This is a genomic window from Dielma fastidiosa (assembly GCF_000313565.1).
In the GTDB taxonomy this organism is placed as follows: Bacteria; Bacillota_I; Bacilli_A; order Erysipelotrichales; family Erysipelotrichaceae; genus Dielma; species Dielma fastidiosa.
Genome location: NZ_HE578927.1, coordinates 223,223 through 235,337, shown reverse-complemented (window position 1 = coordinate 235,337; position 12,115 = coordinate 223,223). Strand labels below are relative to the sequence as shown.

Here is a 12,115-nt window from a genome sequence, read left to right as displayed (position 1 = left end):
AGAAATAACGCAATGAGTCCGTTATAATAGTACATGGTTTGTGATTCAGGGGGCGCGTTATAATATATAAGGATAAACAGTAAAAAAATAATCGTTAAAATTGTTTGCATGCTTAAAAAATGGTAACATAATACAGAAAGGAAGAATGTTATGTCACAACTAGAAATTAAAGATTTAACCGTTGAAATCGACGGCAAGGAAATTTTAAAAGGCTTAAGCCTAAATATAGATAAAAATGAGATTCACGCGCTGATGGGTCCTAATGGTAATGGTAAGTCCACATTGCTGGCAGCGGTGATGGGCAATCCTAAATTTACAGTGACAGGCGGCAGCATCACTTTTGAAGGACAGGATGTCTTAAGCATGAGTGTTGATGAACGCAGCCGGGCAGGATTGTTTTTAGGAATGCAGTACCCGCAGGAGGTTGCCGGTGTTACAAATTCTGATTTCCTGCGCGCCGCAATGAATGCGCGCCGTGAAAAACCGATTCCGCTGTTTAGCTTTATTCGTGAAATGGAGGGTACGATCAAGGATCTGCAGATGAAACCGGATCTTGCTCACCGTTTCTTAAATGAAGGCTTTTCCGGCGGTGAAAAGAAGCGCAATGAAATCGTACAGATGAAGATGCTGAAGCCAAGCTTTGCGATGCTTGATGAGATTGACAGCGGTCTTGATGTCGATGCGCTGAAGATCGTTGCTGATGCGATTAATGATGTGCGCGCGGAATCAGGGATGGGAATGATGGTCGTATCCCATTATGCCCGTTTCTATAATCTGCTGAAGCCAACGCATGCTCATGTTTTGGTTGATGGCCGTATCGTGGTCAGCGGCGGACCTGAATTAGTAGAGAAAATCGATACCGAGGGTTATGATTGGATCGAAAAAGAATATGGTGTTAAAGTCAGCGAAGAGAGTGAAACAGTAAAGACTGGTAAAATTTCATTAGGTGCTTGTGCAGCACAAGTTAAAAAGGGTGCATAGTATGAGTATGGATAAAGAACCGCTGCGCGTCGGCAGTGAGCATCTTGACCTGATGGTGATGGGTGATGAAGCGATTCATCTGGTGGTTGAGAAGCATGCCGAGGCCTCACTTTATCTGAAGGCTGAAGGTTTATCAAGCGCTGATTTAGTCATTGATGTGCTTGAAGGCGGCCAGCTGAAGCTTTTGATATGGAATGAATGTGAGAGCTTTGATCTTCAAGTGCGCGCCAATGTTGAGCGTGATGCCCGATTTGAGTTTATCGAGGGTGAAATGAGTGATGGTGCTGCTGATGTGGCATTGAATGTGAAGCTGATTGGCGAAGGTGCCAGCGCGCTGCTGAAAAGCGCGGTAATGACCAGCACAAAGAAAAATTTTGACTTTAATTGTGTTCATCAGGCCCCCCATACTAGCGGTATGATTGAAAATTATGCTGTTGTCAGGGAGCATGGTGATTATCATATGGTAGCTGTCGGCAAGATTGAAAAAGGCGCGTATGGCAGTGAAAGCCATCAGACCAGCCGCGTGCTTACCCTGTCAGATCATCAGGTATCCTCTGTCACTCCGCAGCTTTTGATTGATGAGAATGATGTTCAGGCATCGCATGCGAATACGATTGGTCAGCCTGATGAAAATCAGCTGTATTATCTGCAGACCCGCGGGCTTACCCGCACACAGGCGATGGGACTGATTATGATTGGTTATCTGCTGCCGATTGCCGATGGGCTTGATATTGAGCGCATTCATGATGAATTAACAGAAAAAATTAATGCAAAGGCGGGATTAGAATGCTTAATGTAGAAGCGATAAGAAAAGATTTTCCAATGCTTAACGGCAAGAAGATGCAGGGACATGATCTGATATATATCGATAATGCCGCTACAACCTTTAAGCCGCAGTGTGTCATTGATGCGGTAACGCATTATTATACCGATTTGAGTGTAAACTGTCACCGCGGTGATTATGAACTGAGCTATCAGGTTGATACGGAATATGAAAACTGCCGTAAAGCTGTTGCGAAATTCATTAATGCCGATGCGCGTGAAATCGTATTTACTTCCGGCGCCAGTGCTTCGCTGAACCTTGTCGCTTATGGCTGGGGACGCAAGTACATGAAGGAAGGCGATGTGATTTTAAGCTGTGAAGCTGAACATGCCAGTAATATTCTGCCATGGATGAAGTGTGCTGAAGAGACAAAATCCGTGATTGAGTATATCGAGTTAGATGAAGAGGGCCGCTTAACGGTTGAAAACTTCAAGAAAGCGATGCATGAGGGTGTCAAGGTAGTGGCGATTGCCCAGGTTACCAATGTGCTCGGTTTTGAAGTGCCGATGAAGGAAATCTGTAAGATTGCTCATGAGCATGGTGCTATCGTCATTATGGATGCCGCGCAAAGTATTCCGCATATGCCGGTGGATGTCAGAGAAATCGATTGTGATTTCCTCGCTTTCTCAGGTCATAAGATGTGCGGCCCAACCGGTATCGGTGTGCTGTATGGTAAATTTGATCTGCTTCAGATGACCGATCCGTTTATGCTGGGCGGCGGCAACAATGCCCGTTTTGATTTATGCGGTAATATTTTATTAAAGGATGCGCCGTATAAATTTGAATCAGGAACCCCGGCAATTGAAGCGGTGCTTGGTTTAAATGCGGCCATTGATTATCTGAGCGCGATCGGCATGGAAGAAATTCATGCCTATGAGAAGATGCTTCATGAATATGCGATTGATAAATTAAGTAAGCTGGATAATATTATTCTCTATAATAAGCATGCGGACGGCGGTATTATTACCTTTAATGTCAAGGATATCTTTGCTCAGGATTCCGCTACTTATTTTAATACACAGGGTATTGCTGTACGGGCAGGCCAGCATTGCGCCAAGCTCTTGCTGCATCGTTTAGGTACCGGTGCTACGATCCGTGCCAGCTTTTATTTCTATAATACGATTGAAGAAGTGGATCGTTTTATTGAAGTGTGCAGGAGTGCGACCATTGAAAACTGCCTGAATGTTTTCTTTTAGAAAGAAGGGTGTTTATGTCTGACTATATGAATGATCCAATGGTGCTCAGACAGATTCTGATGGACCATTATGAATATCCGCGCAATCATAAGCTGAGTAATGATCCGGCTTATATGAAGCGCCACATGGCTTCTGATTCATGCATCGATGACATTGTTGTGGAATCTAAAATTAATAACGGAATCATTGAAGATATCCGTTTTGACGGTGTCGCGTGTACGATTGCCACAGCTTCTACATCAATGATGAGTGAGCTTTTAAGCGGCAAGACAATTGAAGAAGCAAAGGTTATTATTGAAAATTATCACAATATGATTGATCAAAAAGCGTATGATGAAGAGCTGCTTCAGGAAGCAGTGGCTTTGCATACAGTCGGCAAACAGGCGAACCGCATTAAATGCGCGACGATCGGCTGGAAGGCGATTGAAGAAATGATCCATGAAAGCGAGGCTAAGTGATGAGTGAAGAAAATATTCCTCAGGTTGAGGATTACAAGTATGGCTTTCATGATGAGGATGTAAGTGTCTACAATACTGGTAAGGGACTTTCCCGTGAGGTTGTTGAAGCCATTTCAAGGAAAAAGAATGAACCTGAATGGATGCTTGATTATCGTTTAAAGGCATATGATCAGTTTGTGAAAATGCCGCTGCCGTCATGGGGACCAGATCTTAGCGGGATTGATTTTGATGATTATACTTATTACATTAAAGCTAGTGAAAAACAAGAAAGCTCTTGGGATGAAGTACCGGAAACGATTAAAAATACCTTTGATCGTCTCGGTATCCCAGAGGCTGAACAGAAGTTTTTGGCAGGTGTATCCACGCAGTATGAATCTGAGGTCGTTTATCATAACATGCTGGCCGAAGTTGAAGAAAAAGGCGTTCTGTTTTATGACACGGATACCGCTTTGCGTGAACAGCCTGAATTATTAAAGAAATATTTCGGCAAGCTGATCAGCTATGCGGATAATAAATTCGCAGCCTTAAACAGCTGTGTATGGTCCGGCGGCAGCTTTATCTATGTTCCTAAGGGCGTAAAGCTTGAAAAACCGCTTCAGTCTTATTTCCGTATCAATTCTGAGCGGATGGGACAGTTTGAACGAACGCTGATTATTGTTGATGAAGGAGCAGATGTGCATTATGTAGAGGGCTGTACGGCACCGAATTATTCTAAGGATTCCCTGCATGCGGCAGTTGTTGAAATCTTCGTACATAAAAATGCGCGATGCCGTTATTCGACGGTTCAAAACTGGTCGGATAATATTATCAATTTGGTAACTAAGCGGGCAATCTGTTATGAAAATGCGTCAATGGAATGGATTGACGGCAATATCGGTTCATGCCTGAATATGAAATACCCAGCCTGCGTATTAGCTGAGGAAGGGGCCCGCGGCATGACAGTGTCGATTGCGGTAGCCGGTGCGAATCAGCTGCAGGATGCCGGCGCGAAAATGATTCATCTGGCGCCGAATACTTCAAGCAATATTATTTCTAAATCAGTATCAAGAAACGGTGGTAAGGTGAATTACCGCGGTATTGTAAGTCATGGTGAGAAAGCGCTGAATGCTAAGAGCAAGGTAGAATGTGATACCTTAATTCTTGATAAGCTGTCAACCAGTGATACAGTACCAACCAATGTGAGTAAGAATGCGACTTCACAGATCGAACATGAAGCGACCGTGTCAAAGATCAGTGAAGATCAGCTGTTTTATTTGATGAGCCGCGGTTTAACTGAGTCACAGGCGACTGAAATGATCGTCATGGGCTTCTTAGAACCATTTACCCGTGAACTGCCGATGGAATATGCGGTCGAATTAAATCAGCTGCTGAAGCTGGATATGAGTAATTCCGTTGGATAAACAGGAAGCAAGAAAAGAGCTGAAGGCAATGCGGAATTCGCTGTCTTCAGCTTTTGTTTCATCCGCCTCCGCATGGATTGTTGAGAAAACGAAACCGCTGCTGGCAGAGGTGAACGCACTGGGAATTTATGTCGGAGTTGGCAATGAGGTCGCAACAATAGATTTGATTACTTGGTGTTTAAGTGAGGGTAAGGCAGTTTACTGTCCGCGTGTTCATGGCAATACGATGGACTTCTATCCGATCAGTTGTTTAAATGATTTAAAGCGAGGAACTTATGGCTTGCTTGAACCCATCGGCAATCAGCCATGTCAGCCTAGCGTGATGGCCTGCATGGTGATGCCGCTTGTCGGTTTTAATGAAGCCTGTCAGCGGATCGGTCAGGGCAAGGGGTATTATGATAAATATCTGAAACAGTGCAGCTGTATGAAATTGGGCTTGGCCTATGAATGTCAAAAAGCTGAGTTTACCAATGAAGCTCATGACATTGATGTAGACATGATTATTACAGAGCAGCATATTTATCCGCGTGTGAAATAATTGCATTTAGAACCGTTTATCGGTTCTTTTTTTTACTCTATCTCATAGACTGAACCAGGAGGGGATGTATGGTTAATCTCAAACGTTATCAGATCGATGATCTTCATGTGATTGGCATTGAAATCGATCTGCCGGCCAATCCGGTCTATATTATCAGCAATACACATGGTTTTTTATGCGGTCAGATCTTCAGCCGCAGCTATTTGGAGGGCAGCCGGGCCTGTGTCTGCATCATGAAGGAAGACAGAAGCTTTAATCATCTTTTAGACAGCTGTGTGCTGTCAGTGAATAAAAAAGCGGAGAGTCTGGGCATCAAGACAGGGATGAGCGGCCGTGAAGCAATCAAAAAAATGCATCAAATGGAAATATAAGCTCTTAGCGGTTTCACTTGCTGCGATATTGCTGCTGTCTTATACGTTTTACGAATGCAACCGTTTGTTGGAACCAGTGATGATTGCGGTGGCGAAGCAGGAGGTTCAATCCTCTTTAAATAAACTGATTCATAACTGCATCTCGGTGCTTGATTTTAATCCTGATGATTTGATTCGGGTTAAAACCAATGATGAGGGAGAAATCATCAGTGTCAATTATGACAGCATGAAGCTGAATCAGCTGCTTTATAAGGCGGTAGAGAGTATCAATGAAAGCCTGCTGCTGGCACAAAAGGGGGAAGTTGATCCAATCACCAATCAGGTTTATTTTGATAATGGCGTCGTCGATGAGGTGCCGCTGGGTTATTTTACCGAAATGGTCGGACTGTCAGATATGGGGCCCAAAATAAAGATTCGGGTTAAGGTGATCAATCGGGTAAACGGTGTTTATGAAATCACCAATGAAGCTTATGGCATCAATAATACACTGCTTAAGATTATGATCCGCGTGAATGTGAAGGCCGATGTCTTTGCCGGCATCAGTCAGGATGAAATTATCATGCAGGAAGAAATACCGGTAATTATCCAGCTGATCAACGGCAATGTACCGCAGTTTCTGCCAGCGCTCACACAATAATGAACAGTCTTCATGACTGTTTTTTAGTATAATAAAAAAAAGAACCTTACTAAAAGGTTCATCATACTACATCCAGATTTTGATTACCACAAAGAACATCAAACAGCCCATAGCTAACATTAATAACGAATTCCAGATAATTGAGCGGTCACCATCGATTATGAAATCAGCAGGTTTTGCAGGATTATAGGCGATATCAATTGTATCACCCACCTGATATTTGCAGGTTGAGCTGCTTTGATCATATTTTTCTTCATAATGTTCGTTTTGAACTTGATAAGCAACAATGGGTGAATAATGCGTATATCGGCGTCCCTTACTGACACTGGTTGTTACATCAATGTCGGTAACGGTCGCTTCACAGCTGACATAGTTCTTGGCATTAGCCAGTTTTATAAGCCCCTTGATCCCTGTATAAAAACAAAATATTCCTAATAAAACCGCGAGTATTGAAAATACTGTATCCATAAATAGCCCCTTTCATTTTTATAAGGATATTTTAGCATACCCGTTAATTTGAAACAGCATGTTTTTTGACTTGCAGCGTCGTTTTATTGCAAATAAAAACAGCGCATTGCGCTGTTAAAGCTGATTTTCTACAATTCTTACTTCTGTTACACCGCTTACTTCTTCAAGCAGCAAGGCTTCTACACCCATCTTGATCGTGTCATCCAAAGCGAGACAGTCACTGCAGGCACCTAGCATTCTTACATAAACAATACCCTCTTTAAACTCTACAAATTCGAGGTCGCCGCCGTCACGCTGGATATACGGACGGATTTTTTCTAAAACGTCAATGATTTCTTCTTCTTTAGTTTTCATGCTTCTCTCATCTCCTACAAAAAGCCATTCAGCATTGCCATAACAAGGGCAACCGCGATCCCTAAAAGCAGACCGCCAAGTGCTTCGACATAACGATGGCCCAGCACCTGTTTCATTTTTTCAAAATAGATCGGATCATCAAGCTTCAGTTTAAATGTTTCTTCAAGATCCGCAATCAGCTGCTTTGTCAGCTGAATATTTTTACCGGCATAATATCGGACATTGACTGCATCATAAATAACAATCAGGGCGAAAATCATGGTGACAGCAAACAAGGTGGAATGAATGCCCTCAACAATTCCAACGGCACAGACTAAGGCGGTTACCGTTGATGTGTGACTGCTCGGGAAGCCGCCGCAGGCAATCGTATAATGGGGATTAAAATCCCGAGTTCGTAAATAATGAAAAAAAGGTTTCAATATTTGGGCTAATACATTAGCTAGGATTGCAGCCCAGAATGGGAACATCGTTTTAAGCAGATTCATCACCTCAGTGGTATTATTATACCACAAATTAGCTGAAGCGAATGCTAATTTAATCTTTTAGAGAAGGAATAAGCTGAAAAAAACAGCCAGCAGACTTTGCAGCAGACGCATCCTTATAAAACGATAAATACTTAGTTTAGAATGCTCACAGCTGCCAAGAATCTGAAGATGGACGCATAGACCGCCAAAGCTTAACAGCATGTTGGTGAACAGCAGCTTTTGAAAGGATGGGATGCCGCTTTGCGCAAGCCTTACACAGCCGCTGGAAAATTCAGCGATGATGGAAAGCAGCTGGGAGAGTGAAGATGGCAAAAAGGGTGAAAGAATCGCGCAAAGCGAGAGGGTAATCATCAGATAACCGGCGATGATCAGCATCGTATTGATGGAAGCGGAAACGGCCTGCGCAAAATAGCTGAAGCATTTAGGCTGAACATTTGATGCCATGAATTCACAGGGTGTTTTACGGGTGAAAAATAACAGGGTAAGGATGGTTAGAATCTGAATCAGCCATAGCCTTATCCCAATAGCTAAAGATTGGTAGAGAAGAGTGCCGACAGTAACAATGATAAAGGAACATGAGGCACAGCAGCAGCAATTAATCAGCCGCTGGCCCTGATCAATGGTCAGTTCACCCTTGCCGACGGCTTCATCAATCATCATTGATGAGGCAGGAAAGCCCAGCAATACAGAGACTAAGACTAAAGAAAAAGCACCGCCGTCAAGTCCTAAAAGCCAGCGGGTGCCAACGCTTATGGGTTTCATCAGCCAAGGCAGTATACCGATTGCTACGATAAAACGCACAAAAACCATGCCGACAAACATACTGGGCAGCAGCTTTTCAAACCAGAGGGTGACAGCCAGCGCGCTGGCATCAATAATCGCCGCCCCGTTAGCTAGAATTAAGGCGCAGATCAGCAGCAGGAATATGTGAAAAAATTTGTTCATGGGATCACCACTAGTATTTTATTCATTGTTAATATAAAATAGTAGAGAAGTTTAAAGGAGCTGATAAAATGGCAATTACTGTAAGCTGTGAAGGGATTTTAAGAAGTCCTGAAGATAAATTAAGGGTGATGGAAAGCATCAAGACCTTGTGTGAGCGTGAACATCTCTTTTTGGAACAGGATCAGGAGCATGGTGAAATCATCGTCTGTCCTGAGGGAATCATTGAGATTGAATACCGTATGGATTATGTCATATTAAAAACAACAACAAGTGTGGCCGGTGCCGGATATCACGCTTATGTCTGTGAATTCTTTGATCAATTAGTCAATAGCTGTGCCACGGCCCTGTTGATTGATGATGAATGTGAATACCTTGAGGATCATGATTTTGAACGTCTGCGTGATCATTATTTTTATAGCTATCTGCATCTTTTATTGACGAATATGAAGCAGATGGATGAACAAGAGGAAGCAACCTATGCGTGGGATAATAAGAGTTATCTGCCGTTAGCCAAAAGCGGCTGCGTCATAACACCGATGGGCTATCTCAATGTCCGTGAATTTACTCACCAGACATTGGATGATGCCGCCAAGGCTTTCTTTATCTGGAATGATTTAGAGAAAAATGCGTTCTTTTACCGCAACTCCGCGTTAAACAGTATGTGGAATGACTGTACCTTTGAGATTGGCAGTGAAGCTAAGGCATCGGTTGCTGAGCATATCTTAGAGGCTATTGAAAAGGCCCACGCGTTGGATCAAAAGCTGCCGCTTCCGATGAAGCAGTACCGTCACCTCTGCGGCCTGCTTAACCGCCCTGAGAAAATCAAAACAGCAGCGGATATGGGACTTGATGAGGTAGGCTATCGTTTAGAGGAAGTGCTTTACCCTTATGGCAGCTGGCTGATTCTTGAGGATGGCCGCTGTACGTGCAGCTTTGATCATAATACGATGATCTTAACCCGCTGTGATCAAAATCAGGAATGGCTTTCAACGATGCGGATTACCGGCTATACCGCCGATCATAAGCTAAAGGAATTCGCGGAAGGCTTTGTCAGCCGCAGTGATGCCGATGATGTGTTTGAATGGGAAGATGAGACAATCCGCTGCCGCGGCATGCGTGTTCAGTTAAATGATGAACAGCATACCATTTTGATTCAGGCCCAGCTGATCTGTGAAAAGGAAACCTTGATGATTACGATTGAGCTTGCGGATTTAAGTACCTGTGAACGCACAATGGAACATCTGCATATGATACTGTACAACAAGGAAACAGAAAGGGAGGAGTACGATGTTCGAATTTAATGATATAGACGCTCTGATACTTTCTTCATTGAGTTATTTTGATGTACTGGATTTTAAGGAACCCTTGTCAGTGACGGACTTTGCGCATGAATTATTAGTCAGTCCTAAATACATGGATCAGCAGCGAACCGATCTGTATACATTGAAGACGCTTGAATTTCTTCAGCAGTTTGCTTTTGAACGCTATCAGTCACTGATGATTACTGATGTTTTTAATGACAATAAGCAAAGCGGTTTAGTGATGCAGAAAATTGAGGATGACGATCATGTGTACCTCTGCTTCCGCGGCAGTGAAATGCTTGATGAGGAATATCAGCGCTGCGGCTGGGAGGATTGGGAGGATAATCTGGATATCTTTCTTTCAGTCACAGCTCAGCAGCTATTGGCATTAAAACGTTTCCAGATGGAGGATTTTCATGGCAAACGTATTTATTTGCTCGGTCACTCCAAGGGCGGCAATCTTGCCTTAAGCCTGTCACTGCTCTGTTCAAAGCAGCAGCTTGATCAAATTGAAGGTGTATATGCATTTAACGCGCCGGGTATCAATCCCGATATGCTGGCGGCGTATAAACAACGGGCAGATGATTTGGATTATCTGGCTAAGCTGCATCTGATCGAAAATGAAAATGATGTCGTATCCGCCTTTTTTATGCATCTGAAGGAACCGGAAATCATCGCTTCATGCTATGATGACCGCAATCTTCAGCAGCTTTGTCATGCTCATCAGGTTTATGCTTATAAGCTGGATCAGCATGGTTTTGTTTCCGCGAAACAAAAAAGCCGGATGCCGAAACTGATGGAGGCTGCCATCAACAATGTATTTATGAAGCAGTCAAAGGAAAAACGCGCGGCATTTATTAATGATTGTCTGAGCTATCTGCGCACAAATCATACGATGCCGCAGATTTACCCGCTCTTTATCCGGCGCATCGATAAATATACTCAGATTTTCAATGACCTATCCTATGAGCGCTTCAAGGTTATCGAATTTGATGAGCTGATCGACCGTTTTAAAAAAGAGCTACATACCAAAGCGATGAATCTCTCAATGAAGATTTTTGATGTGAAAACAGCGGTTGGTGAACTGATTGAAAAAATAAATATCAAATAATGAGATATTTATTAAAATAATCAAATATTTGTGATATAATATACTCAGCCAATAATTGGGAGGACTGAGTATGGCAGATCAAAAGAATAAAAATCAGGAAATATTAATGGAATTAGTGCGTGAGCACAATAAAGAATTAGATCTGACAGATCGAGAAATCGAATTCATTCTGAGTTTACGTGAACTGAATCAAGAAAATCTTGAAGCAGTTAAAACTTATATTGCAAAAGAATGTTTAAAACACAAATCGATGAATTAGGTGTCAGCATTTAAACATAAAAAGGGATCGTTTGATATACGCGAAATGGCAGTATAACAGGCAATCCCTTTTTAGTTATTTCTAAATATTATTTAATCAATTGGTGTTAATTCTCCCCAATCATAGCTGACACTGACCGTATAGGCTTCATGTCCCGGTGTGTAATAGCGCGCCTGTTCGACATTGCGGTAGGCGACTTGATCACCGATGCCGTTAGAGAAACAGCCGGCATTGTATAGATTGGCAGGATCATAACCAAGCTGAATCAAAAGATTCATCATATAGGTAGCTTCGACACCTGCTGTTGACATGAAGACGATCTGTTTATCTTTAGGAAAAAGATAATTCAGATTTGATTCGGATTCTTTATAATTAGCGACAAAGCTGTTTACATCACCAAGCTGAGCAAGCACTTTGCCATTTTCATCACGGGGCTTAGTCATCGTAAATAAGACATTTTCATTGTCTGTCAGATCGACGATTAATCCATAAAACGGAATATTTGTGAAACCGGCAATCGTACCCTCACTCAGCAGCTGCTGAGGATCACGCAGATCGACATACATCACATCTTTAATAAAAAGATAATCGTCAATGTTTAATGCGTTTAATTCAGAATCGCTGATCAGTGTACTCTCCGGTTTTGCTTTCTTTGGCAGCTGGGTGATTTCCGCATTGCCAGCCTCCGCAAGCTGTGAATTGCCGGCATCAGGGGAATTTGTTGGCTGTGGGGCCGCACTGCAGCCGCAAAGCAGGGATAAGCTTAAGATACAAAGTAATTTTTTCAT

The 12,115-nt window shown here is 42.8% G+C and carries 16 protein-coding genes; 11 read left to right on the top strand and 5 right to left on the bottom strand.

All coding sequences use genetic code 11. The annotated features are described in order from the left end of the window. Positions 1–150: 150 nt before the first annotated feature. From sufC to yunB, 8 genes are all read left to right on the top strand, one after another. Positions 151–981, top strand: coding sequence for a Fe-S cluster assembly ATPase SufC (gene sufC / locus DAHG_RS11005; protein ID WP_022938408.1), 831 nt, complete (start codon positions 151–153; stop codon positions 979–981). A 1-nt stretch (position 982) separates the two neighbouring features. Continuing rightward, the gene (locus DAHG_RS11000) at positions 983–1,780 is read left to right on the top strand and encodes a SufB/SufD family protein (protein WP_022938407.1); all 798 of its coding nucleotides are present in this window, start codon (positions 983–985) and stop codon (positions 1,778–1,780) included. Continuing rightward, a complete protein-coding gene (locus DAHG_RS10995; protein WP_022938406.1) occupies positions 1,768–3,000 on the top strand; it encodes an aminotransferase class V-fold PLP-dependent enzyme in 1,233 nt (410 codons plus the stop codon). The genes DAHG_RS11000 and DAHG_RS10995 overlap by 13 nt, the downstream gene beginning before the upstream one ends. 14 nt (positions 3,001–3,014) lie before the next feature. Further along, positions 3,015–3,458, top strand: a complete 444-nt coding sequence (gene sufU / locus DAHG_RS10990; protein WP_022938405.1) for a Fe-S cluster assembly sulfur transfer protein SufU — start codon at positions 3,015–3,017, stop codon at positions 3,456–3,458. Beyond that, entirely contained in the window at positions 3,458–4,858 is a 1,401-nt protein-coding gene (gene sufB, locus DAHG_RS10985; RefSeq protein ID WP_022938404.1) for a Fe-S cluster assembly protein SufB, read from the top strand. Before sufU ends, sufB begins: the two co-directional genes overlap by 1 nt. Further along, entirely contained in the window at positions 4,851–5,396 is a 546-nt protein-coding gene (locus DAHG_RS19410) for a 5-formyltetrahydrofolate cyclo-ligase (RefSeq protein ID WP_022938403.1), read from the top strand. Before sufB ends, DAHG_RS19410 begins: the two co-directional genes overlap by 8 nt. Positions 5,397–5,464: 68 nt before the next feature. Next, positions 5,465–5,767, top strand: coding sequence for a DUF1805 domain-containing protein (locus DAHG_RS10975; RefSeq protein ID WP_022938402.1), 303 nt, complete (start codon positions 5,465–5,467; stop codon positions 5,765–5,767). Then, complete coding sequence (gene yunB / locus DAHG_RS10970; protein WP_022938401.1) at positions 5,730–6,404, top strand: sporulation protein YunB; 675 nt, start codon at positions 5,730–5,732, stop codon at positions 6,402–6,404. The genes DAHG_RS10975 and yunB overlap by 38 nt, the downstream gene beginning before the upstream one ends. Positions 6,405–6,470: 66 nt before the next feature. Here yunB and DAHG_RS10965 read toward each other — a convergent pair whose 3' ends face one another. The 4 genes from DAHG_RS10965 to DAHG_RS10950 form a co-directional block, all read right to left on the bottom strand. Continuing rightward, a complete protein-coding gene (locus DAHG_RS10965; RefSeq protein ID WP_022938400.1) occupies positions 6,471–6,872 on the bottom strand; it encodes a DUF3592 domain-containing protein in 402 nt (133 codons plus the stop codon). Between the two features lie 114 nt (positions 6,873–6,986). After that, positions 6,987–7,226: a NifU family protein gene (locus tag DAHG_RS10960; protein WP_022938399.1), complete on the bottom strand. Its 240-nt coding sequence runs from the start codon at positions 7,224–7,226 to the stop codon at positions 6,987–6,989. Positions 7,227–7,240: 14 nt separating this feature from the next. After that, entirely contained in the window at positions 7,241–7,711 is a 471-nt protein-coding gene (locus DAHG_RS10955; protein ID WP_022938398.1) for a divergent PAP2 family protein, read from the bottom strand. Between the two features lie 57 nt (positions 7,712–7,768). Then, complete coding sequence (locus DAHG_RS10950; protein ID WP_022938397.1) at positions 7,769–8,656, bottom strand: hypothetical protein; 888 nt, start codon at positions 8,654–8,656, stop codon at positions 7,769–7,771. Between the two features lie 68 nt (positions 8,657–8,724). Between DAHG_RS10950 and DAHG_RS10945 the strand changes: the two genes are divergently transcribed. The 3 genes from DAHG_RS10945 to DAHG_RS10935 all read left to right on the top strand — a co-directional run bounded on the left by DAHG_RS10945 (position 8,725) and on the right by DAHG_RS10935 (position 11,327). Beyond that, entirely contained in the window at positions 8,725–9,957 is a 1,233-nt protein-coding gene (locus tag DAHG_RS10945; protein WP_022938396.1) for a hypothetical protein, read from the top strand. Beyond that, positions 9,944–11,068, top strand: coding sequence for an Mbeg1-like protein (locus DAHG_RS19405; RefSeq protein ID WP_022938395.1), 1,125 nt, complete (start codon positions 9,944–9,946; stop codon positions 11,066–11,068). The genes DAHG_RS10945 and DAHG_RS19405 overlap by 14 nt, the downstream gene beginning before the upstream one ends. A gap of 70 nt (positions 11,069–11,138) precedes the next feature. After that, on the top strand, positions 11,139–11,327 hold the full coding sequence (locus DAHG_RS10935) for a hypothetical protein (RefSeq protein ID WP_022938394.1): 189 nt from the start codon (positions 11,139–11,141) through the stop codon (positions 11,325–11,327). A gap of 92 nt (positions 11,328–11,419) precedes the next feature. Here DAHG_RS10935 and DAHG_RS10930 read toward each other — a convergent pair whose 3' ends face one another. After that, positions 11,420–12,115: a hypothetical protein gene (locus tag DAHG_RS10930; protein WP_022938393.1), complete on the bottom strand. Its 696-nt coding sequence runs from the start codon at positions 12,113–12,115 to the stop codon at positions 11,420–11,422.